This window comes from Methylobacterium oryzae, assembly GCF_036441375.1.
In the GTDB taxonomy this organism is placed as follows: domain Bacteria; phylum Pseudomonadota; class Alphaproteobacteria; order Rhizobiales; family Beijerinckiaceae; genus Methylobacterium; species Methylobacterium oryzae_A.
The window spans coordinates 245,337-270,709 of record NZ_MLCA01000014.1 but is presented as its reverse complement, the minus strand read 5'-3'; the positions used below and the strand labels follow the sequence as shown (position 1 = coordinate 270,709).

The 25,373-nt window shown below is 68.6% G+C and carries 24 protein-coding genes; 8 read left to right on the top strand and 16 right to left on the bottom strand.

The genetic code is table 11. The features are described 5' to 3' along the window. Positions 1-23 precede the first annotated feature (23 nt). From MOTC310_RS24950 to MOTC310_RS24905, 10 genes are all read right to left on the bottom strand, one after another. Positions 24-584 carry a cytochrome b gene (locus tag MOTC310_RS24950; RefSeq protein WP_331303718.1) on the bottom strand — a complete coding sequence of 187 codons (561 nt, stop codon included), beginning with the start codon at positions 582-584 and terminating at the stop codon, positions 24-26. Further along, complete coding sequence (locus MOTC310_RS24945; protein ID WP_331303717.1) at positions 581-1,681, bottom strand: catalase family peroxidase; 1,101 nt, start codon at positions 1,679-1,681, stop codon at positions 581-583. The genes MOTC310_RS24950 and MOTC310_RS24945 overlap by 4 nt, the downstream gene beginning before the upstream one ends. Positions 1,682-1,737: 56 nt before the next feature. Continuing rightward, the gene (locus MOTC310_RS24940) at positions 1,738-2,685 is read right to left on the bottom strand and encodes a BLUF domain-containing protein (protein WP_331303716.1); all 948 of its coding nucleotides are present in this window, start codon (positions 2,683-2,685) and stop codon (positions 1,738-1,740) included. A gap of 27 nt (positions 2,686-2,712) precedes the next feature. Beyond that, positions 2,713-4,461, bottom strand: a complete 1,749-nt coding sequence (locus MOTC310_RS24935; protein ID WP_331293019.1) for a putative bifunctional diguanylate cyclase/phosphodiesterase — start codon at positions 4,459-4,461, stop codon at positions 2,713-2,715. A gap of 193 nt (positions 4,462-4,654) precedes the next feature. Further along, positions 4,655-5,602 (bottom strand): acetamidase/formamidase family protein, encoded by a 948-nt coding sequence (locus MOTC310_RS24930; protein WP_331303715.1) that lies wholly within the window; start codon positions 5,600-5,602, stop codon positions 4,655-4,657. Positions 5,603-6,883: 1,281 nt separating this feature from the next. Further along, positions 6,884-7,689, bottom strand: a protein-coding gene (locus MOTC310_RS24925) for an IS5 family transposase (protein ID WP_331303714.1) whose coding sequence is annotated in 2 segments (ribosomal slippage) — positions 6,884-7,359 and positions 7,359-7,689 — 807 coding nt in all. Because the reading frame shifts where the segments join, the coding sequence is not laid out codon by codon here. A gap of 29 nt (positions 7,690-7,718) precedes the next feature. Continuing rightward, a complete protein-coding gene (locus MOTC310_RS24920; RefSeq protein WP_331304108.1) occupies positions 7,719-8,492 on the bottom strand; it encodes an alpha/beta fold hydrolase in 774 nt (257 codons plus the stop codon). A 211-nt stretch (positions 8,493-8,703) separates the two neighbouring features. Next, positions 8,704-9,162, bottom strand: a complete 459-nt coding sequence (locus tag MOTC310_RS24915; RefSeq protein ID WP_331303713.1) for a YybH family protein — start codon at positions 9,160-9,162, stop codon at positions 8,704-8,706. A 144-nt stretch (positions 9,163-9,306) separates the two neighbouring features. Then, the gene (locus MOTC310_RS24910; RefSeq protein ID WP_331303712.1) at positions 9,307-9,795 is read right to left on the bottom strand and encodes a DUF302 domain-containing protein; all 489 of its coding nucleotides are present in this window, start codon (positions 9,793-9,795) and stop codon (positions 9,307-9,309) included. 109 nt (positions 9,796-9,904) lie between these two features. Next, positions 9,905-10,822 carry an alpha/beta fold hydrolase gene (locus MOTC310_RS24905; protein WP_331303711.1) on the bottom strand — a complete coding sequence of 306 codons (918 nt, stop codon included), beginning with the start codon at positions 10,820-10,822 and terminating at the stop codon, positions 9,905-9,907. Positions 10,823-10,956: 134 nt separating this feature from the next. Between MOTC310_RS24905 and MOTC310_RS24900 the strand changes: the two genes are divergently transcribed. From MOTC310_RS24900 to MOTC310_RS24880, 5 genes are all read left to right on the top strand, one after another. Next, entirely contained in the window at positions 10,957-11,913 is a 957-nt protein-coding gene (locus tag MOTC310_RS24900; protein ID WP_331303710.1) for a GlxA family transcriptional regulator, read from the top strand. A gap of 391 nt (positions 11,914-12,304) precedes the next feature. After that, entirely contained in the window at positions 12,305-13,219 is a 915-nt protein-coding gene (locus MOTC310_RS24895; RefSeq protein ID WP_331303709.1) for an AraC family transcriptional regulator, read from the top strand. Between the two features lie 224 nt (positions 13,220-13,443). Then, on the top strand, positions 13,444-14,613 hold the full coding sequence (locus MOTC310_RS24890; RefSeq protein WP_331303708.1) for a cytochrome-c peroxidase: 1,170 nt from the start codon (positions 13,444-13,446) through the stop codon (positions 14,611-14,613). A gap of 37 nt (positions 14,614-14,650) precedes the next feature. Then, on the top strand, positions 14,651-15,130 hold the full coding sequence (locus tag MOTC310_RS24885) for a cupin domain-containing protein (RefSeq protein ID WP_331303707.1): 480 nt from the start codon (positions 14,651-14,653) through the stop codon (positions 15,128-15,130). A 3-nt stretch (positions 15,131-15,133) separates the two neighbouring features. Further along, entirely contained in the window at positions 15,134-16,072 is a 939-nt protein-coding gene (locus tag MOTC310_RS24880; RefSeq protein ID WP_331303706.1) for an NADP-dependent oxidoreductase, read from the top strand. Positions 16,073-16,315: 243 nt separating this feature from the next. On the opposite strand, the gene MOTC310_RS24875 is transcribed toward MOTC310_RS24880, so the two are convergent. The 6 genes from MOTC310_RS24875 to MOTC310_RS24850 are packed head-to-tail and all read right to left on the bottom strand — an operon-like array spanning position 16,316 to position 22,931. Beyond that, positions 16,316-16,714 (bottom strand): AtzH-like domain-containing protein, encoded by a 399-nt coding sequence (locus MOTC310_RS24875; protein ID WP_331303705.1) that lies wholly within the window; start codon positions 16,712-16,714, stop codon positions 16,316-16,318. Next, positions 16,715-17,896, bottom strand: coding sequence for an amidase (locus MOTC310_RS24870; protein WP_331303704.1), 1,182 nt, complete (start codon positions 17,894-17,896; stop codon positions 16,715-16,717). Further along, entirely contained in the window at positions 17,893-19,509 is a 1,617-nt protein-coding gene (locus MOTC310_RS24865) for an ABC transporter ATP-binding protein (RefSeq protein WP_331303703.1), read from the bottom strand. Before MOTC310_RS24865 ends, MOTC310_RS24870 begins: the two co-directional genes overlap by 4 nt. Next, complete coding sequence (locus MOTC310_RS24860) at positions 19,506-20,333, bottom strand: ABC transporter permease (protein ID WP_331303702.1); 828 nt, start codon at positions 20,331-20,333, stop codon at positions 19,506-19,508. Before MOTC310_RS24860 ends, MOTC310_RS24865 begins: the two co-directional genes overlap by 4 nt. Before the next feature lie 2 nt (positions 20,334-20,335). Then, the gene (locus MOTC310_RS24855) at positions 20,336-21,307 is read right to left on the bottom strand and encodes an ABC transporter permease (RefSeq protein WP_331303701.1); all 972 of its coding nucleotides are present in this window, start codon (positions 21,305-21,307) and stop codon (positions 20,336-20,338) included. A 4-nt stretch (positions 21,308-21,311) separates the two neighbouring features. Next, complete coding sequence (locus MOTC310_RS24850; protein WP_331303700.1) at positions 21,312-22,931, bottom strand: ABC transporter substrate-binding protein; 1,620 nt, start codon at positions 22,929-22,931, stop codon at positions 21,312-21,314. Positions 22,932-23,210: 279 nt separating this feature from the next. Between MOTC310_RS24850 and MOTC310_RS24845 the strand changes: the two genes are divergently transcribed. From MOTC310_RS24845 to MOTC310_RS24830, 3 genes are all read left to right on the top strand, one after another. Beyond that, complete coding sequence (locus MOTC310_RS24845; RefSeq protein ID WP_331303699.1) at positions 23,211-23,360, top strand: hypothetical protein; 150 nt, start codon at positions 23,211-23,213, stop codon at positions 23,358-23,360. Further along, positions 23,357-24,391, top strand: coding sequence for an alpha/beta fold hydrolase (locus MOTC310_RS24840; protein ID WP_331303698.1), 1,035 nt, complete (start codon positions 23,357-23,359; stop codon positions 24,389-24,391). The genes MOTC310_RS24845 and MOTC310_RS24840 overlap by 4 nt, the downstream gene beginning before the upstream one ends. A gap of 608 nt (positions 24,392-24,999) precedes the next feature. Beyond that, positions 25,000-25,362 carry a transposase gene (locus MOTC310_RS24830; RefSeq protein WP_331303697.1) on the top strand — a complete coding sequence of 121 codons (363 nt, stop codon included), beginning with the start codon at positions 25,000-25,002 and terminating at the stop codon, positions 25,360-25,362. Positions 25,363-25,373 lie beyond the last annotated feature (11 nt).

Sequence of the window (25,373 nt, the reverse complement as noted above, 5' to 3'; positions counted from 1 at the left end):
CTTTCAAGAGAACGAAACGACTGTCACGGCCGCGCGGTGGTCTCGGGCTGTTTCGACCGCCAGGGCGCCATGCTGGCGAAGACGCCGTCCCGACGGATCAGCGCGTGCAGCAGCGCCGCCGCCAGGTGCGCGAGGATCACGGCGAACAATCCGTAGGCCAGCACGGTGTGAAGCCGGCGCAGGGCCGCGTACACCATCGCGTCCTGCGGCAGGATCGGCGGCAGAACCACGGGGCCGGCGAGGACGACGGGATCGCGCGCCGCCGACAGCATCGCCCACCCGATCAGCGGCATGGCCAGCATGAGGCCGTAGAGCAGGATGTGCGAGCCATGGGCCGCGCGCTTCTGCCAGCCCGGAAGATCCGCCGGCAGGGGTGGCGGGGCGTGCCGCCAGCGGTTCACGAGTCGGAGCCCGGCGAGCAGCAGGATCAGGATCCCGAGCGGCCGGTGCAGGGCCACAAGGGCGTGGTAATCGGCGAGCGAGGTCACCATGGCGACGCCGATCAGCAGCATCGCCAGGATCAGCGCCGCCATGGTCCAGTGGAGCAGGCGCGCGGGCCGGTTGAAGCGGGAGGCATCCGTCACGGGGCGGCTCCTTGGAGCGTGGCGGCGGTCACGGCGCTCGGGGTCTTCGTCTCGCCGGCGCGGCGGGTGAAGGATCGCGCGTAGGCTGCCGACCGCGCGCTCAGGAGCGGGTCGTCGCTCGGCACGATGCCGTCCGGCAGCACCAGCGGATCGAAGTTGATGTCGCGGCAGGTGGAGGCGGCCTCCGGCGTCGCGCCCGTGAGAGTCAGGGTGCCGACATCCACCGTCTCGCGGTCGGCGGGCCAGGGTAGCGTCGCGTCGGCGGTCGGGTCATCGGCCCGGCCGAGCGTGACGATCAGGTGCCAGTGCCGCGGGCCCTGCGCCAGCTGCGCGGCGAACGCGTCGAACAGAGCGTTCGTATCGGCCGGCGCGGCGTCGGCACCGGGCGCCGGGTCGGGGACCAGGGCCCAGCGCACCGGACGCGCGCCGCCGTCCGCGGCGACGAACCGGAAGGCGTTCAGGCTCCAGTAGGTGCTGTCGGCGAAGCCCGCGGTCACGGTCCGGGCCTTGATCAGCGCGGCGGCCTTCGCGCTCTCCGGATGGTCCGCGAAGAACGCCTTCAGGCGCTCCGGATCCGGCTTGCCGGTGGCGGGATCGAGCCTGGCCGCGAGGAGCTGCGCGTAGAAGGCCTCGGGCGTGCGCACCGGAAAGACCGGGATGTTGTTCATGCCGGTGCGCCACTCCTCGCCGCCCGGCAGCCGGAAGCGCAGGGCGAGGCTGCGCACGGTGGCGGCGGCGTCGGCCGCGTAGGGCTGGCCGCCGGCCAGCGCCACCCGCCCCTCGACCGGCGACACGCGTCCCGCCGCGAACACGCTCGCCTTCGAGAGGCGCACGCCCGCGCCGTTGGCCGTGAAGCGGCCCGCGATGCACATTCCCTTGGCGTGATTGCGCCGGAAGCCGGGATGGGGGCCGTTCACCTGCTCGAAACGGTCGATGATCCGGGCCGGCGTGAGCAGGCCGGGCGAGAGCCAGCCGCCGGCATACGCGAAGGTGCCGGCGGTCCCGGCCAGCACCGAGCCGATGGCGGACAGGCGCAGGAGCAGCGCGCGCCCGGTCATGCCGGGGGACGCACCCGTGAGGTGGTGCAGCAGCGTCATCGAATCCCTCAGGATCGGCCACGATGACGCCTATTCGCCCGCCTGCCGCGGCGGTTTCAGGCGGCGCGGGTCCCGTTCATGGCCGGGGGCAGCGCGTCCGCCTCACCCGGTGCGGCGGCCCGCACGCCCTCGGCCTCCTGGGCCATGGCGCGGGCGAGCAGTCCGGCCCGTCCGGCCCACAGGTCCCGCTCGTCGCGCAGCGCCTCGAGACAGTCCTCGGACGCGGCCAGCCACGCCTTCGCGTCGCAGGCGGAGATCACCGTCGATCTCGATAGCCGCAAGGGCTTCGTCTTCATCGGGTCGCTGGAACACGAGAATTCGCCGAATGTCGACTCACTGATCTGGTTCCTTGAGACCGTCTGGCCGGACGTGCATCGCGCCCTGCCGTGCGTGCCGGCCGGCGGTGCCCGGTCCGGTGCGTCAGGAGGCGGCGCGGCGACCTGGAGCGCGGGTTCCGGGCGCAGCTGCGCGATCTCGGCGCGCACCTGCGCGACGTCGAGCCCGGACGCGGCGCGCGGCTCGGACACGATCTCCGCGGGGATGGTCCCCGCCGCTTCGGTCTCCACGGCCGGAAGACCTTCCTCCTCAAGAACGAGGCTGTGCAGCATGGCGAAGACCCGGTCGCCGTCGAGCCGCGCGAGGTCGAACCCGCTCTCGGTCGCGAGGCCGCTGAAACGAGCCTGCCCGCTGCGCGATTCGCCCACGAACGCCATCGACCAGTTCGCGAAGCCGCGGCTCTCCGCCGGGCCGCATTGCAGGACGGTGACGTCGTCGTGCCGCAGGTCGCGCTGGATCCGCTCGAAGGTCGCCTCGACCCCCCGCCGCGGGCCTTCGAGCACCTGCGCGAAGACGCCCGCGTTGAACATCAGGGCACCGGTCACGTCCAGAGCCGCGTTGTTCCGCTGGGAGGCGTCCAGGATCTGCCGGACCGCGGCCATCGCCTCCGGCTCCGGGCCCTGGAGCAGGTTCTTGCTGGCATAGACGAGACGGTAGAGGTCGCTCATGGCAGTGCGTCCGGAAGGGGAGGGGAGTCAGGCCTGCGGGAAGGCGGCGAAGACCTGGCGCAGGTCCTCGGCGGGTACGGGCTTGCTGATCAGGTAGCCCTGCACGTCGGTGCAACCCTCCAGGCGGATGCGCTGCATCTGTTCGGACGTCTCGACGCCCTCGGCGACGGTGGTCATGCCGAGGCTCTTCCCCAGTCCCGCGATGGCCCGGATGATCGCCTCGCCGTCGGGCTTGCTGGTCAGGTCCTTCACGAAGGACCGATCGATCTTGATCTTGTCGAACGGGAACGAGCGCAGGTAGCTGAGCGACGAGTATCCGGTGCCGAAATCGTCCATCGAGACGCGCACGCCGAGCTCCCGCAGCCGGTGCAGGGTCTGGAGCGTCCTGTCGTTCTCCTGCAGCAGCACGCCCTCGGTGATCTCGACCTCGAGCCGCCGGGCCGGCAGCCCCGAACCGGCGAGGGCCGAGATGATCGTCTCCACGAGCCGGTCGCTCTTGAACTGCGCGGGCGAGACGTTGACCGCCACCGACATGGGGTCCGGCCAGGTCATGGCGTCGCGGCAGGCCTGACGGACGACCCACTCGCCGATCGGAACGATGAGCCCGATCTCCTCGGCGAGCGGGATGAAGTCGAGGGGCGAGACCAGCCCGCGGTCGGGATGGCGCCACCGGATCAGGGCCTCGCAGCCGATCAGCGTGCCGCTCGCGAGCTGCAGTTGCGGCTGGTAGTGCAACTGGAATTCCCGGCGGGCCAGCGCTTGGCGCATGTCGAGCTCGAGCTTCCGGCGCGCCTGCATGCGGGCATCCATCTCCGGCTCGAAGAACCGGTAGGTGCCGCGGCCGTCGAGCTTGGCCCGGTAGAGGGCGAGGTCGGCGTTCTTCAGGAGCCTGTCGGCATCGGCGCCGTCCTCGGGCGCCAGCGCCACGCCGACGCTGGCGCCGATCGTCAGGAGATGGCCCTCCACCATGTAGGTCCGGCCGATCAGGTCGACGACGCGGCGCGCGAGCGCCTGCGTGCCGGCCGCGTCGCGGATCCCGGCCTGCAGGATCACGAACTCGTCGCCCCCGATCCGCGCCACCGTGTCGGTGGCCCGCACCGTCGAGCGCAGGCGGTCGGCGACCGTCGCCAGCAGCGCGTCCCCGATCGGGTGGCCGAGGGTGTCGTTGACCGGCTTGAACCGGTCGAGGTCGATGAGCAGCAGGGCGCAGCACTCGCCCGAGCGCGCGAGACGCTCGAGCGCTTCGGCGAGGCGCTCGCGCAGGAGCAGGCGGTTCGGCAGACCGGTGAGCGGATCGAGCCGCGCCATCGCGTCGGCGCGGGCCTCGGTGGCCTTGCGGGTGCTGACATCCTCCAGGGTGACGACCCAGCCGCCCGCCGCCAGGGGGTGGAGCTCGACCTGGACCGTGTGGTCCCGGCGCCGCACCTCGAACAGGACGGGCTGCCGCCGGGCCAGCGCGCGGCGCAGGGCGCGCAGGGTCGCGCGCCGCGCCGGGGCGGTGTCGTCCCGCAGGGCCCGGAGCAGCGGGAGCGCGGCGGTGTCGGTCTCCAGCGTGACCGTCAGGCTGTCGAGGAGCCGCCGCGCCGGGGCGTTCGCCGCCACGACCCGCCCGGCCCGGTCGATCATCAGCAGGCCCTGCCGGACCGCGTCGAGATAGGGCGCCAGGTGGGGGGCCAGATAGGGAGCCTGGGGATCGCGCGGCGCGTCCCGCTCGGTCGGGATCGGGCGCGCCGCCTCCCGACGCGACAGGAGGGCGGGCTGGGGATCCGGGCGCATGCCAGGGCCTCGCGTGGGTGCCGGGCGACGCGCGGCAGGAAAACAGCACCTCGGTATCCTGGAATGTGCTAATTCCGTATTTAAGCGGCCGAGAAATACGGTATTGACCTAGGTTAAGCCCGCGAAAGCGTCCTGTTGTTCGTCGCGGGGCCGGGCGTCGCGCGGGCCCGCCCCGGCCGGCGGGCCCGCGCGCTCAGGCGGTGGCCAGCGCGGCCTTCGGGAGCAGCATGTGGACGCCCTTGTTGCCGTCCACGGCCTGGGTGATCCGCAGGTTCCCGGCCAGCGAGCACAGCATGTAGGCCTGGTTGCGGTTGAGGGACGTCCGGGCGCAGACGAGGCGGATCATCGCGCGCACCGCCTGCCGCATCGCCTCGTCGAGGCTCTCGTGCAGGCCGATCGACATCAGGTCGGTCGGGGTCTCGGCGAAGGGCCACGCGCCCTGGAGATCCTTGCGCACTGTCAGCCGGACGGTGCCGGTCAGCCCGGTCTCCAGGGCGGTGACGCAGACCTCGCCGTCGCCCTGCACGCCGTGGCCGTCGCCCGCGTAGAAGCCGCCGCCGGGGTTGAACACCGGCAGGTACAGGGTCGTGCCGACCGTCAGCTCCTTGTTGTCCATGTTGCCGCCGAAGGCGCGCGGGACCGCGGAGCCCACCGGCCCCCAGGCGGCCGGCGGCGCCGTGCCCAGGATGCCGAAGAACGGGTCGAGGGGCAGCTCCGTCCCCCAGGGCAGGCGGCAGACCCCGCGCGCCGCGTCGATGTCGGCGTGGACGGTCTCGTAGTCGGTGAACTCGTCGGGCAGGGTGCCGAGCAGTGGCAGGATCGACACGAAGCCCCAGTCCAGCCGGAAGCGCAGGTCGAGGATGTCGACCTGCAGCATGTCGCCGGGCTCCGCGCCCTCCACGTGGACCGGCCCGGTGACGAAATGCGGCCCCAGGCCCCGCGGCAGGGTGTCGAGGGCGTGCAGCAGGTCGGCCGGGACCCGGGCTGGGTCGGGATGGAGCGTCGCCCGGCCGCCGGCCGGGTGCGCGTGCAGGGTGACGGTGTCGCCCGACGCGACCGTCAGCACCGGCGGCCGCGCGGCGTCGAAGGTGCCGAGCACCATCGTCTCGGGGCGCGCGGGGATCTCGTGGTGACGCGGCATGGCGCTCTCTCGGCGACGGATGAGGCGGGACGGGTTCGCGGGCGGCGCGCCCGGGCAGGACGGTCCCGGGGCCGGATGATCCGCGCCGGCGGGCCGATGCGGAAGACCAAAGGCGATGCAGCGGCAGTCCGTTTTGCGCAGATTGGCGCCGGGCCGCGTCTTCTTTGGGCGGAGTGCGGCGCCCGCGCCGGCCGGGAGCCGTGCGTCCCGGGCTTGCCCGTCCTGCGCGGGGGGCCTTGCACGGCGCGGCGCGCACCACTAAATCCGCGTCACCGGCCCGGACGGCACGCCGTCCGCCGGAACTTCCAGCAGCATCACCGGCCAGCATCGACCCTCCGGGGTCGGGACGCTGTCGGGCGCGAGCGCAGGCTCGACCCGGATCCGGCGACTGAGGGAGCGTCCATCGTCCAGCGCCGCATCGAAGGGCTTCCGGGCCGTTCCGCGCCGCGCTTCGTCGACGGAGGCGCCGGAGACCGGCCTGGCCGGGTCGGTTCCTGCGCCGGGAAAATAGGCGGTTGACACGGAAGTTCGGGGCAGCCTATACGGCGCCTCCCGACGCGGTCCGGAAGAATAACGGAGCGGGTCGGACGGACTTCCCGAGGTTTAGAAAAGTAGATCCGGCGAGAGCCGAGGTACTTGACTTCTCCTCAGCCAGTAATTACGAGAGTGATTACTGATCTTTGACAAGTTGGAATGAGGAAGGGAGACGCGGGCGGCGTTTGTCCTTGCGGCCGGGCCTTAGGGTCTGGCGTGAGTAGACTTGTGCCGATCTGTTGTTCTTCTTTCTGAGCTCACCGACGGGTGTTTGGCGCTGTGAAGCGCCGGATGCTTGGTCGATGTGAGGCTCCGTCTGAGAATACACGTGATCGGCCAGATCAATCTCTTCAACGTGAGAGTTTGATCCTGGCTCAGAGCGAACGCTGGCGGCAGGCTTAACACATGCAAGTCGAGCGGGCCCTTCGGGGTCAGCGGCGGANCTCGCCTTCCTCGCGCGGCTGCGCGCCGAGTTGGTGCGCCTTGCAACTGGTAAACCGAACGAAACGAGTCCGGACGCCGTCGTCGAGGCCGCCTGAAGCGACGTGCGCCCCGACAATTGTCCGAGCACATGTTGCCGCTCTCCGTCCCAGAGATCAGGCACCTGCTCGCCCGTCTCGTTCTTGCCATCGCACCGGTGCGCGCCTTGCTATTGGCTTGGTCTGTCTGGCGACGACGGCATCAGACAGCCGCCAGGGCTGCTCACGTTCGATCCCGGCGAAAAATGCAACTGTAGTATTAGAGCGCCTAACAAAACCACCGTTCGATGAAGCGCCAGACGATGAGGGCTGCGGCCAGCGTGGAGAAGGCAAGATGGATGTCGTGTCGCCGCTCGTAGCGGATGGCGAGGCGACGGAACTGGGCGAACCACGCCAGCGTGCGCTCGACGACCCACCTGCGACGTCCCAGCCGCTGGCTGCTCTCGATCCCGCGCCGGGCGATGCGGGGCTGGATGCGGCGGCGGGTGAGCGCCTGACGACAGCGGCGGTGGTCGTAGGCCTTGTCGGCGTGCAGCTTCAAGGGACGCTTGCGCGGCAGTCCCCAGCATGAGCGGATCGGCGGGACGGCATCCACGACCGCCTCCAGCATTCGGCTGTCATGGACGTTCGCGCCCGTCAGCTTCAGAGCGAGGGGGATGCCCTTCGCATCGGTGACGATGTGGCGCTTCGTGCCCGGCTTGCCCCGATCGGTTGGGTTCGGGCCTATCGCCGGGCCCCCCTTTTGGCGGCAATCGAGGCGCTGTCGAGGGAAGCTCGCCTGAAGTCGATGCCGTTCTGGCGACCGAGCCGGTCGAGAAGCGCGTGCTGCAGACGGTCCCACACTCCGGCCTTCTGCCAATCCCGCAAGCGTCGCCAGCAGGTCATCCCCGAGCCACAGCCCATCTCCCGGGGCAGCAACTCCCACGGCGTGCCTGAGCGCAGCACGAACAGGATCCCCGTCAGTGCTGCGCGGTCGGAGGTTCGAGGCCGACCGCCCTTCGGCTTGGCCCGTTCAGGCGGCAGCAGCGGTGCGATCTCGGCCCACAGGCCATCGGGAAGGAGGGGTCTCGCCATCTCCACCCAACGCGCCAAACCCGGTTTTGTTAGAGGCTCTTAACCAGCGTAGCCGTCTCGATGGCTGCAGCGACTTCCGGCGCGTGAACGACCAGTGAAGCGTGGCTGCCGGCCACTTCGGTCGTTTGAGCCTTCATCTCGCCAGCGAAAAACTTCTGCACCTCCGGTGCGATAACCTTGTCTTTCGTGCTGATGACGTAAAACGTCGGCTTGTTGCACCAGGCGGCCACATCGACCGGAGCCTCGAACGCGGTGTGGTTCAGGGGCAGCTGATGCTCCGCCAGGGCACGAGCGATCTGCGGGGGCAGGTCAGCCGCGACCGCCGACGGAAACACTTTGGGATCGATGTACAGATTGCCTTTCGCATCCGGATGAATGGCCGCAGCACCTTCCGTCGCGAGACCGTTCTTGGCAAGCGAAGCCAGAGATTGCCCGACGTCCGGCGCGAACGCCGAGACATAGACGAGTGCCGACACCTTGGGATCGTTGCCGGCCTGGGTGATGACTACGCCGCCCCAGGAATGTCCGACCAGAACAGTTTTGCCGTCCTGCTTTGCCAACGTGCTCTCAGTGGCCTCGACGTCGACCGCAAGCGACGTCAATGGATTTTTGACGAGCGTCACGGTGTAGCCTTTCTTGGTGAGAATATCGGCCACCGGCTTCCAACTCGATTGGTCGACGAACGCGCCGTGAACGAGCACAATATTGTGAGCCGCCCCGCTCGGCAGCCCGGCTGAATAAGCGGCGGTCGATGTCACCCCGGACATCAGGATTGCGGCGATCGGAAGAAGACACGTCTGCATGATAACTCCCATTGTTGATGGAAATTCACCAAATCTCGGATGATAGAACTTGAAAGATTTTTTCATCGGAATCTTTGCAGGACATTGCTGTGCCTGCGCGCAAATATCCGCGGACTCTGAAGAGTCACAGGGCGCCGAACTCTGGTCGCCGAAGGCGCTATCGCCACCTGATTTGGTGGATTATTGCGCGGCGGATTAGGGTGGTGGGCCCCTATTTCAGCGTATTGTTAGCTATCGGCAAGATCGAAGCGATACGCCACCCGTCCTGAGTCTTCTTGAGTGTCTGACAGATCAGAAAGGTGTCGCTCTGCGGCTCATGTCCCGGAAGCCCGCGCGTGAAGACAATAGGAACAAGGATCTGGACCACATCGGTCGAAAGCATCGTTGCGTGGAATTTGCTCATGTCCGGGTTCAATCGCCAAGTGCCTTGATAGTAGCTCTTGAAGCGCTCAGCCACAGCGTCGGCTCCCCGGATGTCTACACCGCGCGAGAAGAAAAGTGTCTCCGGCGAAGCCCAAAGCATGGATTTCACGTCGTCCACGGCATGGGCATTCTGCGCGGCCACGAATCTGGCGAACAGATCCCGAGCGTCGGTTACGCTCTGATCAGCCGATGCTCTTCCAGAAACAGTCAGAGCGATTGCAGTGGCAAGAAGCAGAGATCTTTTCATGAGTTCATCTTCTCAACAAGGATAGCGCAGGACTATCGTCGCGATGGTCGCGTGAAATCCGTCGACGCTGATGCAGCGTTGGCCATCGTCCGCCTCTCAGCGCCGAAACCGACGAAGCGAGCCGCGCGGAAGGATCGCACTTGTTCAGCCTGCAGCCATCGCCAGAGTGGTCCGGAGCTGGTCGTCCAAGTTACGGGCGACTTCATCGACCTCCTGCTTCCCGAATTGACCGAAGGTAGTGGCCGGGCGGTCGTATTCGAACGCGACATCGCCATCGGCATCCTCACGCAGCAGCACCCGGATCGGCGCATACAAGGCGGCTGAGAGAGCGTGGCGGGTCATCCGCGCGGCCGTCAGCGGATTGCCGATATCGTACTGGATGGCGCTGCGGGTCAGTCCGGCCGTGAGGAGCAGGCCGCCATGGTCCCGGGCACCGAAGATCGAGAGCGGCGCCTGTCGTTCGAGGAGGTTGCGCGCCTCATCCACCTTCCCGTCACGCAGGAGCTTGGCATAGGCGTGATCGAGCGGAGGCACCGAGGCTTCCAGGGCAGCGCGCGCCGCCTCGAAGGACTTCAGCGAGCGGAGCGTCACGTGCTCAACCGTGACGTGGGTCGAGGTCATCTGTTCGGACATGGTATGAATTCCTCGTTTCTCGCGGCGAATGCGGTGTAGGCCATGACAGCGGAACTCGCCCCGTCCGGACCGCAGAGCGCGGGATCTGGACGGCGAAGACGGCAGGCTGTCAGCGCGCCGCCGAGACCTTCGTCTTCGCCGTCCGTGCGAGGATGATGTCTGCCCAGGCCTGGGGGCGCTCCAGCGCGCTGAAGTGCCCGGTCCGATCGAGGGTGATGACCTCCGGCGAGGAGATGGCGGCCTCGACGCCCGCGCGGTCCCGGGGCGTGGCCCAATCCTTGTCGCCCCAGACGAGCGTGACCGGCGCAGTGACCGCGCGATAGCGCGCGCGGGCGGCGACGAAGCTCGGAAGCGCCTTGAGCAACGACCGCGCGGCCTTGCTGTAGCCGGGCCGACCGCCGACCCGGGCGTACTCGTCCAAGAGGTCAGAAGGCAGGCTGCGTGGGTCGTGGAAGCCCCCGCTCATGATGCCGCCGGTGATGGCCCTGTTCTCCAGCGCTGCGAAGACCGGACCGACGACCGGTGCCCGCACGCTCTTAATGATGATCGAGGCCAGGAGGTTCGACCGTTCGAGTCCCGGCAGGTAGTCGTAGGTGTTGAACGCGAAGACCCTCTCGACCTGATCACCGAGTTCCGCGGCGAGCGAGAGCGACAACGTCGCCCCGATGGACTCGCCTGCGAGGGTCGGGCGCTCGATGCCCAGGGTGGCGATGAACGACCTCAGAGCCGCGCGCAGGGTGGGTTCGTCCTTCGGGGCTTCCGGTCTCAGGTCTGACCAGCCGAAGCCTGTCAGGTCGAGTGCGTACACCGTGAAGTGCGGCGACAGCAGTGGGATCACACGCTGGAACAGGTCGAGCTGGGTCCGCACCGTGTGGATCAGGACGAGGTCTGGCCCCCTGCCGACTTTGACGTATCGGATGCGAGTCCCGTCCGGCAGGGTCGCGACGGCGATCTCGCCGGACGGGAGCCAGCGGCAAGTGTAGTCCTGTGCTTCATGGCCCAGGCTGGTGACGAGTTGCACGGTCATGGCGGTCGGGTTCCAGAGCGACGGGTCTGCGCGGGGTGTTGCCCACGCCTGTTGCGATGAAACCTAGACGCACGCCGGCATATCCCATATGTCGAAGATCCACCTTTTTAGGACATTCGACGCAGGGACCCGTCATGCCTTCCATCGGTGTCGTCCTGTTCCCCGGGTTCCAAGTCATGAACTTGGCCCCGCTGACGGCCTTCGAATTCGCCAATCTCGAACTCGGCCACGACTTCTACGATGTGACGTTTCTGTCTGAGGAAGGTTTGCCGATCAGGACTTCGATCGGCATGGTCATCGAGACGGACGCCTTCTCGGGCCGGCGCTTCGACACGGTCATCGTGGTGGGCTCGATCAAGGTCGACCCCTCGGCCCCCGGCCTGATCGAGCGGTTGCGCGAGACGGCGGCTACCGCCCGGCGGATTGCCGCGACCTGCACGGGAGCGTTTCTGCTGGCCGAGGCGGGCCTGCTCGACGGTCGGAAGGCAGCGACTCACTGGGCCCACGCCCGCGACCTGCAGCGGCTGCACCCATCGATCAAGGTCGACGACGACCGCATCTTCGTTTCCGACGGCAATGTCTGGACCTCGGCGGGTATGACCGCGGGCATCGACCTAACGCTGGCGTTAGTCGAGGACGACCTCGGGCCCGAGATGTCGAAGAGCATCGCCCGGAAACTCGTTGTCTACCACCGCAGGACGGGTGGCCAGTCGCAGTTCTCCGCCTTGCTGGAGCTTCAGCCACGGTCCGACCGGGTCCAGAAAGTCTTAGCCTACGCCAGAAGCAATCTCAGGAACGAACTCAGCGTCGAGGGACTGGCGGAGGCTGCGCGCCTTAGCTCGCGCCAATTCAGCCGGATCTTCCGCGACGAGACCGGCCAGTCGCCCGCGAAGGCTGTCGAGAACCTCCGCTTGGACGCCGCGCGGACGATGCTGGAGGACGGCAGGCATTCTCTCGATACGGTCGCTCAGGAGACAGGCTTCGCCGATCGGGAGCGGATGCGACGCGCTTTCCTGCGAGCGTTCGGCCAGCCGCCCCAGGTCCTTAGACGCAACGCCCGCCATCTCGCTACGCCTGATATTTCATCGTAGCGCAGCCCTTCGTTCCGTAAGGCGGCACTATTCAGCGCAGAGGTCGAATTTTCGGCTGTAATGGCGACTGCCTGCTTTGGAGCAGCGGCTCAGGCTGCTCGTATGGCCGGAATGGGCGCAAAGCGGAACGACCGGTTTTGCGTCCATCTACGATCCGGCATGGCGCAGTGTGGCCGTAAGCGGAACGGCCGCTTCTGAGCAGGCGCGACGCACAAGCAGACGAGCCTCTGCCGAATCGACTTCGTCGTAGCAGCCTCACACCGCATTATCCGAAGGCAGGCCCCCGCTCGGCTAGCACTCTGGCGGACATGCGCCTTATCGGACGATACTTGCACAGCGGCATTTGACAGGTATCAAATCTGCTCTTCGCCGTCCTGGCCGGGGTGAGGTCATGAGCGAAGCGGGCGACGACCTGATCGGGGAGGGACGCTGGGCGCTGCCTTCGGCGAACCTTCTCCTCTGCTCGAACGGACGAAAATGGTACGGGGTCGCAGCCGAGACTAGACGGCACACGACCGGTGAGCTGCCCGAGATGATCTCCGACCGTACAGTCGTGGGTCTGGCGCTGCGCGGCAATCCGGACGCCGTGATCCACCGGCGCGGGAATGGCCTCCGCCAAGAGACCAGGGCCGCAACCGGTACGTATTGGCTGTGTCCTGAAGGCGTGTCGGAAGACTCCATCCGCATCACGGCCGCAATCCCGGCGATGCTCCACGTCTACTTGCCCCACCAGCCCTTCCGTGTGCTGTCGCGAGAGGACGCGTTCCCGGACCTTGATGCCACGACTGTCCTATACGCGGCCGGTTCCCATGACACCTGGATCAACGAGGTCGGCTGGACCATCGCGGAGGAACTCGAACGCGAGACAGCATCGGGAAAGCTGCTGGTCGAGAGCGCAGCCCTGGCACTCGCTGCGTCCCTGGCCCACCGGCATTCGGGCAATTGCCTACCTCCTGGCGCTCGAAGTGGGCTACCGCACGCGCTGGACGTGACTCGGCTCTCCAGGGTGCGGGACTTCATCGACGCCAACATGGACCGTGACATCGGTGTGGAGGATCTCGCGGCGGTCGCCTGCCTCAGCCAGTACCACTTCATCCGGGCGTTCAAGGTCGCGACGGGCCTACCGCCGCACCGCTACCTCGGGCTTCGGCGTCTCGAACGCTCCAAGGCGCTGCTTCGTCTCGGGCACATGTCCTTGGCAGACATCGCCCTAGCGTGCCGCTTCTCGTCGCAAGCGAACTTCACAAGGGCATTCCGACGGGCGGTCGGGGTACCACCCGGCGAGTATCGCCTTCGCGCGAGGTGACGCATCGAGCGACCGGACCGCAGGTCGGCAATCCATGCGCAAGGAAGCGCAATCTGGGACAATACGGCCAAGGTAGAGCGCGTCACACTGCGCCCACCTCCGTCGTCGCCTGCGGGACCGCGTGGAGGTGAGACCGATACAAGCTCCGACTGGCTCGGCATCGCGAAAGCTTCGCTGGACGATCTGTGCCCAGGCCCCGGCGCTCACCCTGTTGAGAAGCTCGGATGCGACCGATCAACCATCTCCGGCCGTTCGTCGTATCACTGTTCTTGGCGACAGTGGTGCCTTGCGCCACTGTCGCAACGCTGGAACGGGCTCGGGCGGCAGAAGGCGGGAAGCAGCAGCCTACCCCACTCGATTCGGACACCGTGGAGCTACGCGCGGCCGCCAACGAGGTCTTCCAGGCCATCCCGGCGCTCGTTCCCACCGTCAAGGACAACCCGGTCACGCGGGAAAAGGTCGAGCTCGGGCGCATGCTCTGGTTCGAATGGCGCCTCTCGGCCAGCGGCGTCATCAGTTGCAACTCCTGTCATAGCCTTGCCGCGGGCGGGAGCGACAACGTCGAGACCTCCATCGGCCACGGCTGGCAGAAGCGCCCGCGTAACGCGCCGACCGTGTTCAACGCGGTCTTCAACGCTGCCCAATTCTGGGACGGTCGGGCTGAGGATCTCCGCTCCCAGGCCAGGGGGCCGATCCAAGCAGCGGTCGAGATGGCCTCGACGCCAGAGTATGTGATCGGCGTACTCAGCAGCATTCCGGAATACCGGCAAAGGTTCGCCACCGCCTTCCCCGGTGAGCCCGACGCCGTCACGTTCGAGAACGTCACGCGCGCGCTTGAGGATTTCGAGGCCACCCTGATCACGCCCGCCGCCCGGTTCGACCAGTTCCTAGAGGGGAACCTTACCGTCCTGACGATCGAGGAGAAGCGCGGGCTCAGGCTGTTCATGGAGACCGGCTGCGCAGGTTGCCACAACGGCATTAATCTTGGCGGGCAAGCTTACTTCCCCTTCGGCGTCGTTGAGCGTCCGGGAAGCGACGTCCTCCCGCCCGAGGACAAAGGCCGCTTCGCCGTCACGAAGACGGCCAGCGACGAATACGTGTTCCGGGCCGTGCCCCTGCGCAACGTCGCCCTGACGGCACCCTACTTCCACTCGGGTAAGGTCTGGAGCCTTGAACAGGCGGTCGCGATCATGGGGACGGCGCAACTCGGCAAGGAACTGACCCCGCAGGAGACCGGCGAAATCGCGGCGTTCCTGCGCACGCTGACCGGTGAGGCTCCCCACATCGAGCTGCCAGTCCTGCCGCCGAGCGCGGCGCGGACGCCTCACCCGCAAGCGGTCCTGAGGGTGCCGACGTCGCCAGGGGGAGCGCCTGAAGCGCCCGGCCTGCGCTGATCCGGCCTGCAGGGGGCCGTTCGCGGAGACTGAGAGCTTGGATGCCGACGTGCCGAGGTTGGAGTTCGCCGCTGATGCAATTCGAGTTGGAAGCACGGGCATGAGGACGGTAGTGGTTTTCGCGTCGGCGGCGCTGACGCTGGTCGGACAGGTGCGAGGCGTCCGGGCCGAGCCTGAGTGGCACGAACGTGTCACGCCCGCCTTCAGCGCCCCCATCCCGAACGTATCGGGGAAGAGCTTGGTCAGCGCGGTCGTCGATTATCCTCCGGGCGCGAAGTCGCCGCCGCACAGGCATGCCACCTCCGCGTTCGTCTACGCCTTCGTGGTGTCCGGCGCGATCCGCAGCCAAGTCGGTGACGCGCCTGCGCAGGTGTACCGGGCCGGCGAGAGCTTCTCCGAGCCCCCTGGAGCGCATCACGCCATCAGCGAGAACGCCAGCGACACCGAGCCCGCACGGCTCCTAGCCGTCTTCGTCCTCGACACCGGGGACCATCCGCTTACGACGCCGGACCCGTAGCCCATGCGAGCTTGTCGCGTTCACCGCTTCGGCGGCCCGGAAGCCATCAGCCTCGACGAGATCCCGGTGCCTAAGCCGGGTCCCAGCGAGGTTCTCGTGCGGGTCCGTGCGGCCGGCGTCGGTCCGTGGGATGCCTGGATACGGGCGGGGCGGAGCGTCCTGCCGCAGCCACTCCCCCTGACGCTCGGGTCCGACCTTTCGGGCGAGATCTCGGCCGTCGGCGAGGGTGTGTCTGGGTTCGCGGTCGGCGACGCGGTTTTCGGCGTGACCAACAAGCGCTTCACGGGCGGTTATGCCGACTATGCCGTCGCGGAGGCCGGTATGTTGGCGCTCAAGCCGCACAGCCTGGACCATGTCCATGCCGCCTCCGTGCCGGTCGTCGCGGTGACGGCCTGGCAAGCGCTGTTCGCGCAAGCTCCCCTCGCTCGCGGGCAGAGCGTACTGATCCATGGAGCCACCGGTAACGTGGGCGCCTATGCGGTGCAGCTCGCCAGGCAGGCTGGCCTCAAGGTCAGCGCCACGACAAGCTCAGCCGACGTAGACTACGTGAAGGGTCTCGGTGCCGATCAGGTCGTCGATTCCCGCTCGACGGCCTTCAAGGATGCCGTGACGGATGTCGATGCCGTGATCGACCTTGTCGGCGGTGAGGTTCAGGCGCGCTCTTTCGCTGTGCTGAGACGCGGCGGCACCCTCGTCTCGGCGGTATCTCACCCGGATCCGGCTTTGGCCCAAAGAGCCGACGTGGAAGCCAGGTTCTTCCTCGTCGACGTGACCTCAGCAATGCTGTCCGAACTGGGATGCCTCCTCGACGATGAGGTACTGACCGCGAGCGTCGGCACCGTTCTACCGGTTGCCGAAGCCCGACGAGCTCATGAGATGCTGGACAGCCTTGAACGCCGCCCACGCGGGAAGATTGTCTTGGAGGTCGCTCCTTCGAGTTAGTGAAAGGTGCGAAGTAGGCGGCTGCAAATGGCCGTAAGCGGCTGGTCTGCTTCGGAGCGGGACTGCCGCAAAAGCGGACGGCCTCCTGCCAAAACGCCTCAGCCGTTCAGCTAGTCGACGCAATCTTCCAGAGGCGGACGCCTGCGTCCTGCTCACACGATCATCGACTGGCTGGTGGCAGAGACGAGCCGCGGGGTTGACCAAACCTAGTGTGTCCGGTCCCCCGCGTCCGGCGATCCTGCTTCACGTCCCGATCGGCAGGATGGACACGTGGGCGGACACCACCATCCAACCGAGATCGGGCAAGCGCATCCAGGTCTGGCTCTGGCGCCCGAGGCCGGGCTTGCCGCGCGGCTTGAACTCCAGGTTGACGGTGGCGAAGTCGGTCCCGAGCGTCAGGATCTCCAGCCGGATCCGCGCCTCCTTGGTGCCGCCCGGCGGCGGATCGGCTGCGACGCGTGCGGCGTGGACCTCGGCAAAGCCGTAGCAGTTCTCATGGAGGGCGTAGCGGATCGTGTACGGACTGTCCCAGAAGGTCGCGTCGAGCACGGCGACGTCCTTCTCGACGAGCGCCCGCTCGTAGCGCTCGAACAGGGCGGTAATCTCGGCCACGACCTCGGGGCGGTTCACGGTCACGTCCATTCAGGCCTCCAGGGCGACCGCGGTACGGATCAGGTCGAGGTCGGCTCCACGCGCACCGAGGATCGACAGGCCGACCGGAGCGCCGTCGACCCGTGCGCCCGGCAGATTGACCTGCGGGACGCCGGTGAGGCCGCCGTGGCTGGTCAGGCAGGCGATGCGCTCGCGCAGGGGATGCAGCGCGCCGAGCGGCAGCCCGCGCGGCGGCGCCGGGAACGGGATGGTCGGGAGGCACAGGATCGTGCCGGGGGGCAGGAGCCGCGCGAGACGCGCCCGGGCCTCGATCCGCATCAGGCCCGCGGCGCTGCGCTCGGCGTCGGTCGTCATCGAGCCCTGGATCAGCGAGCGGGCGACCGAGAAGGCCATGCGGGGGTTGCAGGCATCGAGCCAGGGCTCGAAGGTCTGCCACGCCTCGCTGCTCTGCAGGACGCGCTGCGCCCGCTGCCACACGGACAGGCCCTGCGGCGCGAGCGTCACGTCGCGGCGTTCGCCGATGAGGGCGGCCAGACGGTCGATCTGCGGGGCCAGCGCCTCCTGCACGGCGGCATCCGCGAAGCCGAGCGCGTCGGCGGCCACGAGCAGCGTGTGGGGCAGACGGTCCGGCATCCCTTGGCCGAGCAGGACCTCGCCGACCCGCGCGAAGGTCGCCGCGTCCCGGGCGAACCAGCCGCAGGTATCCGAACTCGGCGCCTGGACGCAGATCCCGGAAAAGTCGATGCGGCCGTGCGTCGGCCGGATGCCGTAGAGCCCGCAGAAGCTCGCCGGCACGCGCACGGAGCCGCCGGTATCGGTTCCCAGGGCGAAGTCGCAGGCGCCCGAGGCCACCGCGGAGGCCGAGCCGCTGGACGAGCCGCCGGGCACCCGATCGGGCGCCGCGGGATTGAGCGGCGTGCCGTCGTGGGCGTTCTCGCCGAGGATCCCCAGGGAGACCTCGTCGGTCACCGTCTTGCCGACGACCGAGGCGCCCGCATCGAGCAGCCTCTGCACCACGCCGGCATGGCGGGTCGGCGTCGGGTAGACCCGCGGCCAGTCCGGGTTGCCGCCACCCGTGGGCGTGTCCGCGACGTCGATCAGGTCCTTGACGGCGAAGGTGAGGCCGGCGAGCGGCCCCGTCGCGGATCCGGCGACGCGGACGCGCGGCCCGGGCAGGAACGGGTCCATCGAGGGGGGCTGCGCGGTGGTCATGCGGGGATCGGTTCCTGCCATCGGGCGCCGGGCACGGCGGCGAACAGCGCCTTCGTGTAGGGATGCTTCGGCGCGAAGAAGATCTCGGCCGTGGGCGCGACCTCGACCACCTGACCGGACCGCATCACGGCGATCCGGTCGCAGACCTGCAGCGCGACCCGGAGGTCGTGGGTCACGAACAGCATGCTGAGGTGCAGCCGCGTCTTGATGTCGGCGAGCAGCGCCAGGACCTGCGCCTGGACGGAGACGTCCAGGGCCGAGACCGGCTCGTCGGCCACCAGGATCTCGGGCTTCATGGCGAGCGCCCGGGCGATACCGATCCGCTGGCGCTGGCCACCGCTGAACTCGTGCGGGTAGCGCTGCGCCGCCGCTGGGTCGAGGCCGACCAGCGCCAGCATCTCGCATGCCTGGACCCGCGCGATCCCGGGTTCGGTGCCGTGGATGATCGGTCCCTCGGCTACGATGTCGACCACGCGCTGGCGCGGGTCGAGGGAGCCGTAGGGATCCTGGAACACCATCTGCACGCGCCGGCGGTGCGGGCGCATCTGGCGTCGCGTCAGTTCGGCGACGCTGTGCCCGGCGAGGAGGATCTCCCCGCCGTCGACGGGCATCAGCCGGGTGATCGCCCGGGCGAGCGTGCTCTTGCCGGAGCCGCTCTCGCCGACGAGGCCCAGGGTCTCGCCCCGCCGCAGCAGGACGTCCACGCCGTCGAGGGCCCGGGTGACGCGGCCGCCGAACAGGCCGCGGGCGCCGTAGGTCTTCTCGACCTGCCGCGCCTCCACCACCAGGGGGGCGGTGCTGGCGGCCCGCCGCGGCGGCGGCACGAGCTTCGGCACGGCGGCGATGAGGGCGCGCGTGTAGGGATGCTTCGGGGCGCCGAGCACCGAGGCCGCTGGCCCCTGCTCGACGAGGACCCCCTTCTGCAGCACCGCCACCGTGTCGGCGATGTCGGCCACGACGCCGAAATCGTGCGTGATGAACAGGACGCTCGTGCCGTGCTCGCGCTGCAGGTCGCGGATCAGGGAGAGGATCTGCGCCTGCGTGGTGACGTCGAGCGCCGTGGTCGGCTCGTCGGCGATGAGCAGCCGCGGGTTCAACGCCAGCGCCATGGCGATCATCGCCCGCTGCCGCTGGCCGCCCGAGAGCTGATGCGGGTAGGAGCGCAACAGCCGGGCCGGGTCCGGGAGGTGGACGCTTTCGAGCAGCGCGAGGATGCGCGCCCGGCGGTCCGCGCGCCCGAGCGGTGTGTGGATGCGCAGGACCTCATCGATCTGCCGCCCGATCGTGTGGAGCGGGTTCAGGGCCGTCATGGGCTCCTGGAAGATCATCGCGATGCGCGCGCCCCGGACTTTGCGCATCTGACGCGGGGTGATCGCGGCGAGATCCGCGCCGTCGAACAGGATGCGGCCACCGCTGACGCGCACGCGCGGTCCCGGGAGCAGCCCGAGGATCGCGCGGGCCACCATCGACTTGCCCGATCCGCTCTCGCCGATCAGGCAGGTGACCGCACCGGGCCGCAGGACGAGATCCAGATCTGTGACGGCATTCGGACGGTCCGCGCCGGGCGGCAGCGTGATCGTGAGCTTCTCGATCTTGAGGACGGCGTCGCTCATCGCTCTCGGAGCCTCGGATTCAGGACCTCGTTGAGGCCATCCCCGACGAGGTTGATGGCGAGGACGGTCAGCAGGATCGCGAGGCCGGGGAAGGTACAGATCCACCACGCCGACCGGAGGACCGCGCGGCCCGAGCTGATGATCAGGCCCCAGCTCATCACATTCGGATCGCCGAGGCCGAGGAAGGCGAGCCCCGCCTCGATCAGGATCGCCGTGCCGATCAGGAGCGTGCCGACCGCGATGATCGCCGCGGTGCAGTTTGGCAGCATGTGGCGGAAGACGATGCGGGCGTCGCCCGCCCCCAGGCCGTCGCAGGCCAGCACGAACTCCCGGCCGCCGAGCGCCACGAACTCGCCCCGGACCAGGCGGGCGATGCCGGGCCAGGAGACGGCCACGATGGCCACGACCTCGCTGAAGAGCGACGGCGACAGGATCGCCACGATCAGGATCGCCAGCACGAAGGCGGGGATCGTCTGGAAGAACTCCGTGAGCCGCATCAGCGCGATCTCGACGCCGCCCCGGTAGTAGCCGGCGAGCCCGCCGATCAGCGTCCCGAGCAGGATCGCCGCCCCGGTCGCGCTGAGGCCGATGATCAGGGAGGTGCGGGCGCCGTACGCGATCTCGGCGGCCACGTCCCGGCCCAGCGTGTCGGTCCCGAGCGGAAACCGGCCGCCCGGCGGCTGGAGGGCGGGGCCGACGAGCCGGAACGGATCGCCCGGATAGAGGAGCGGGGTGAGCGCCACGAGGACGACCAGCCCGAGGAGCACCGCCGCGCCCGCGAGCGCGAGGCGGTTCCGGGCGAATCGCGCCAGGGCCGTACGCATCGCTAGAGCTCCAGCCGCGGATCGAGGCAGACGTAGACGAGGTCGACGGCGAGGTTGATCACGACCACGAGGCAGGCCGAGACGAAGAAGATGCCGAGGAGCAGGTTGAGGTCGCGCGACTGGAGCGCGTTGAAGGCCAGCGTGCCGATTCCTGGCCAGCCGAACACCGTCTCGACCACGATCGAGCCGCCGATCAGGTTGCCGGCCTGCACGCCCGCCATGGTGACCACCGGCAGCAGCGCGTTGTGCAGGACGTGCCCGGTCATCACCCGCGCCTCGGTCTGTCCCTTGGAGCGGGCGGTGGTGACGTAGTCCATGCCGACCTGCTCCAGCATGGAGGCGCGCATCACCCGGGCGTAGACCGCGAGGTAGAACAGCGCGAGCGCGACCGCCGGCATGACGAGGTGGCGGCCGACGTCCCAGACCTCGTCCCAGCCCTCGTTGTCGGCGCCGACCGTGTCGTAGCCGCTGGTAGGCAGCCAGCCGAGACGGATGGCGAAGACCACGATCATCATCAGCCCGAGCCAGAACCCCGGCGTCGCGTAGGCCACGAGGCTGACCAGCGAGATGACCGCGTCGCGCCAGCTGTTGCGCCCGGTCGCGGCCACGAGGCCGAGGAGCGTGCCGATCAGCAACGCGGCCGCGAAGGCGGTGAGCATCAGGAGCCCGGTGGGCCAGAGCCGGTCGACGATCAGGCTTCCCACCGGGCTGTCGTTGCGGAACGAGTAGCCGAGATCGAGGTGGAGCATGTTGAGCAGATAGACGCCGAACTGCGTGGCAAGCGGCTGGTCGAGCCCGAACTTGTGGCGCAGCTGCTCCATGTATTCGGGGCTCGCCGCGCCGCTCTCGCCCGCCAGCACGGAGGCCGCGTCGCCGGGCGCGAGGTGGATCAGGAAGAAGTTGAGCACGACGATGCCGAGCACCACCGGGATCGCCAGCAGCAGCCGGTAACCGAGGAACCGCGCGAGCCGCACGGGACTACGTGTCCATCCAGGCCCGTTCGAAGGCTTGCTGGGTTCCGAGGGGGCCGGTCGTGTGGTCCTTGAGGCGCCGGTTGAAGACGCTGACGTACTGCACGTCGATGAGCCAGATCATCGGGCTGTCCTCTGCCAGGATCTGCTGGACCTTATTGTAGAGCGCGGCGCGCTTCTCCGGGTCCGGCTCGCGCGCGCCCTCGCCGAGCATGCGATCGACCTCGGGATTGCTGTAGAAGGTGTCGTTGACGAAGGTCACGCCCTTGCGGATCTGACTGGTGAGGAACTGCTTGTTCAGCCCGTAGACCGGGTCGACGCCCTGGCTGAGGAACGGCTCGTTCAGGTCGTAATCGTAGTTGGTGTAGACGCGCCGCAGCCAGGTCGCGGTGTCCTCGGAGCGCAGCGTCACGGCGATGCCTACGACGGCCAGCGCCTGCTTCAAATATTCGGCCTGCCGCAGCCACTGCTCGCCGAAGGAGTTCACCTCCAAGTGCAGGGCGAAGCGGGTCCCGTCCGCGCCGCGCGGGGCGCCGGCCTGGTCGAGCAGCTTATTGGCGATGTCCAGCCGGTCCGGCACGTCGTACTGGCGCACGTCGTCGGTGTAGAGGCCGGCGGTCTTGAACTTGCGGCTGAGCGGGCCGGTGGCGGGCAGGCCGTAGCCGAACATCACGTCCTTGAGGATGACCTTGCGGTCGATGGCGTAGGCGATTGCCTGGCGCACGTTCTTCTTCTGGAGATGCGGGTGACGGCCGTTCAGCTCCAGGACGCTCTGGGCCGGCGTCATCTCGTAGCCCTTGGTCGTGAGATCGAGGATCGGGTTGGTCTTCATCCGCGCGAGGTCGGCGTAGTTCACCGCGCTGTACCCGGCGAAATGCGCCTCCCCCGCCTCCATGGCGGCCGAGCGCGTGGCCGCATCCGGGATGAACCGGGCGACGATCCGGTTGAGATACGGCAGGCCGGGCTTCCAGTAATGCTCGTTGCGGTCCAGGCGCACGAATTGGCCGCGTTCCCAGCTCGTGAACTTGAACGGACCGGTGCCGATCGGCTTGTTGGCGCTGGTGTTCTGCAGGACATCCGTGCCCTCGAACACCGAGCGGCACAGGATCGGCAGGTCCCGCCCGGACAGCGCCTTCATGATGTAGGGCGCCGGATTGGCGAGCCGCAGGATCGCGGTCATCGGGTCCGGCGTGTCGACGGCCACCAGCTCCGCGAGCATGACCGGCGCGATCGGATTGTACTTCTTCAGGATCTCCATGAAGGAGTACTGCACGTCGGCGCTGGTGAACGGCTTGCCGTTGTGGAAGGTCACGCCGTCCTGGAGCTTGAACGTGATGGTCTTGCCGTCGGGCGCGACCTCCCACGACTTCGCGAGGTTCGGCTGCGGGTTCTGGTCCCAGTCGTAGGTGCAGAGCCCCTCGTAGACCTGCGTGGCGATCGGCGGGATGTTGCCCGCCGACACCGCGTAATGGGCCAGGGTCGAGGGCTCGGGATGGACGATCATCACCATCGTGCCCCCGCGTCTCGGCTCGGCGGCGCGCGCACCGCTCGCGGCCGCTGCGAGGCCGAGGGGAAGCGCCAGAACGGTGCGGCGGGAGAGATCGGTCACGTCGGACGTGCGGGACAAGCCAGAGGACTCCTGAAGCGTCCAGCCCATTCGCAACACGCGTGCCAAGCAGCTTTCGGACCGACCGATCCATTACATCGCCGGGATGGGGAAATATTTTTCCGACAAAAATTATTACACCGATGTACGCAGTAGATCTTCCGTGTATCTCAGTCCGACACCGGGCGCGTCGAAGGCCGGCCCGACCTGGAGCGGGCGGCCGCCACGATGGACGACAACGGCCCGACCCACACGCGCACGACCTTGACCAACGGCCTCATGCGGCGCCTCATGTAGGCCATGCCCGTCCACACCGAGCACCACCTCTATCCGTCGATCCCGTTCCACCGCCTTGCGGACACCCCAACCGGGATGCGCGGGCGGCCCGGCGTGCTGCAGGGGGGCTACGCCCGCTGGCATATCGGCATCGTGCGGACGCTGCGCCCGTGAGCGCCTGGGCGACGGCCACCGGCACGTTCGAACTCGGCGACCTGACGCTTCAGTCGGGGGCGCTTCTGCCGGGCGCGCAGCTGCGCTGGAAGACGCACGGCACCCTGTCGCCCGGGCGCGACAATGTCGTGCTCTACCCGACGAGCTACGGGGCCCAGCATCCGGACCTCGCATGGCTGATCGGCCCCGACGGGGTGCTGGATCCGGACCGCTGGTTCATCGTCATCCCCGACATGTTCGGCAACGGTCTGTCGTCGAGCCCGTCGAACACCCCGGACTGGCCCGGCCTCGTCACCGCCTGGGACAACGTCCACGCCCAGCGCCGCCTGCTCGCCGAGGTGTGGGGGATCGAACGCCTGCACGCCGTCTACGGCTGGTCCATGGGGGCACAGCAGGCCTATCATTGGGCCGCCCTGTTCCCCGACCGCGTGGCCCGCGCGGTGATCAACTGCGGCAGCGCCCGCACCGCCACCCACAACCGCGTGTTCCTGAAGGGCCTCATGGCGGTGCTGGAGGCGGCGCCGGAGCATGAGGGCGGGGGCCGCTTCTGGGCCGAGCCGGCCGCCGCCCTCCGGGCCTTCGGGCGCATCTATGCGGGCTGGGCGCTCAGCCAGGACTTCTACCGGGCTGACCTCCACCGCACCGCGCTCGGCGCCCCGGACCTCGACAGCTTCCTGCGCACCGACTGGGAGGAACGCTTCGCCCGCCGCCCCGCGGCCGATCTCTACGCCCAGCTCTGCACCTGGGAGGCGGGCGACATCAGCCGCGACCCGCGCTACGGCGGCGATCTCACCCGGGCGCTCAACGCGATCACCGCCCGGCTGCTGCTGATGCCGGGCGAGACGGATCTCTACTTCCGCGTCGCCGACAACGCCGCCGAACTGCCGCACCTGCGCGACGCCGTCCTCAAGCCGATCCCGAGCATCTGGGGCCACCGCGCCGGCAACCCGTCGACCAACCCGGCCGATGCCGCCTTCCTCCGCGACACCGTGCGGGCCTTCCTCGCCACGGCCGAAGCGGGCGCGCCCTGATCCGGCGCGGCTCCGTCAGACACACGCGTCGCGCAGCGCGGAATCCCGGGCACCGGTTGCGACCGGCATCAACGCCCGGGCGCGGGGAGCGGTGACGGGCCGGCCTCAGGGCGTGCATCGCGTCAGACCGCTTCCCGGTTGAGCCGAACAACGAGCTGATCGGCGAACTCCGCCGCCGCGACGGAGAGCGATCGCCCGCGCAAATGCGCGAGGACCAGGATCATCGGCGTCAGGTTGCGGAGGTCGATCGGGCGGCTGGGTTTCCTGGTCGAGACGGAGGGCGTCGCGGGGGCCGGCCGACATCACGCAGTTCGGCGGCTGGCGCCGCTACCTGGCCAGCCGCGCCGCGGCATAGCTGATTGGGCGATGCCAAAAATCCAATCTGATGCGGTCGCAGCGCTGATCCACACGCGCGCAACAAGCGCCCGCAAACCCAAGCGCACGGAGACGTCAGAACCGAGAGCCGGTTACCCGAATCGGCGACCGCCGGCCTGGATCGCGGGCATTGCAGCACGAAAGCGTCGTGGTTGGCCCGTCGTGGCCGGTCCGCTTCTTGCTGATCCTCCGCCCGAAGAGTGCCCCGAGGCTGCCGAACCGGGAGACCCTGCATGCGTCGATCCCTGCACACGGACGAGGAGATCGCCTTCCTGCTGGACGAGGCCGCGCGGGGTATACCGATCGCCGCGATCTGCGCGACCGCCCATGTCTCGCTCGGCACCTTCTATCGCTGGCGGCGACGGCTCGGCGGACTGAAGCCCGCCGGTGTCGCCCGGCTCGATCGGATCGAGCGGGAGAATGCCGACCTCCGTGCGGAGGTCCAGCGGCTCCGGGCCGCCCTGCTCGTGCAGCCCGTCCGGGCGGAGCGCGCGCGGCCGGTCCAGACCGGGACTGCAGACGTGCACCCGGCACCGCGCCACCGCGGTGCCAACGCCTGTGTCGGCCGGTTCGCGTTCGGACGAAGCGCGAATTGAGGCGCCGGGCT

Coding starts and splice junctions, on each gene's coding strand:
- MOTC310_RS24945 (WP_331303717.1), bottom strand. CDS start 1,681: ATGACGCTGCTGCACCACCTCACGGGTGCGTCCCCCGGCATGACCGGG.
- MOTC310_RS24940 (WP_331303716.1), bottom strand. CDS start 2,685: ATGAGCGACCTCTACCGTCTCGTCTATGCCAGCAAGAACCTGCTCCAG.
- MOTC310_RS24935 (WP_331293019.1), bottom strand. CDS start 4,461: ATGCGCCCGGATCCCCAGCCCGCCCTCCTGTCGCGTCGGGAGGCGGCG.
- MOTC310_RS24930 (WP_331303715.1), bottom strand. CDS start 5,602: ATGCCGCGTCACCACGAGATCCCCGCGCGCCCCGAGACGATGGTGCTC.
- MOTC310_RS24920 (WP_331304108.1), bottom strand. CDS start 8,492: ATGCAGACGTGTCTTCTTCCGATCGCCGCAATCCTGATGTCCGGGGTG.
- MOTC310_RS24915 (WP_331303713.1), bottom strand. CDS start 9,162: ATGAAAAGATCTCTGCTTCTTGCCACTGCAATCGCTCTGACTGTTTCT.
- MOTC310_RS24910 (WP_331303712.1), bottom strand. CDS start 9,795: ATGTCCGAACAGATGACCTCGACCCACGTCACGGTTGAGCACGTGACG.
- MOTC310_RS24905 (WP_331303711.1), bottom strand. CDS start 10,822: ATGACCGTGCAACTCGTCACCAGCCTGGGCCATGAAGCACAGGACTAC.
- MOTC310_RS24900 (WP_331303710.1), top strand. CDS start 10,957: ATGCCTTCCATCGGTGTCGTCCTGTTCCCCGGGTTCCAAGTCATGAAC.
- MOTC310_RS24895 (WP_331303709.1), top strand. CDS start 12,305: ATGAGCGAAGCGGGCGACGACCTGATCGGGGAGGGACGCTGGGCGCTG.
- MOTC310_RS24890 (WP_331303708.1), top strand. CDS start 13,444: ATGCGACCGATCAACCATCTCCGGCCGTTCGTCGTATCACTGTTCTTG.
- MOTC310_RS24880 (WP_331303706.1), top strand. CDS start 15,134: ATGCGAGCTTGTCGCGTTCACCGCTTCGGCGGCCCGGAAGCCATCAGC.
- MOTC310_RS24875 (WP_331303705.1), bottom strand. CDS start 16,714: ATGGACGTGACCGTGAACCGCCCCGAGGTCGTGGCCGAGATTACCGCC.
- MOTC310_RS24870 (WP_331303704.1), bottom strand. CDS start 17,896: ATGACCACCGCGCAGCCCCCCTCGATGGACCCGTTCCTGCCCGGGCCG.
- MOTC310_RS24865 (WP_331303703.1), bottom strand. CDS start 19,509: ATGAGCGACGCCGTCCTCAAGATCGAGAAGCTCACGATCACGCTGCCG.
- MOTC310_RS24860 (WP_331303702.1), bottom strand. CDS start 20,333: ATGCGTACGGCCCTGGCGCGATTCGCCCGGAACCGCCTCGCGCTCGCG.
- MOTC310_RS24845 (WP_331303699.1), top strand. CDS start 23,211: ATGCCCGTCCACACCGAGCACCACCTCTATCCGTCGATCCCGTTCCAC.
- MOTC310_RS24830 (WP_331303697.1), top strand. CDS start 25,000: ATGCGTCGATCCCTGCACACGGACGAGGAGATCGCCTTCCTGCTGGAC.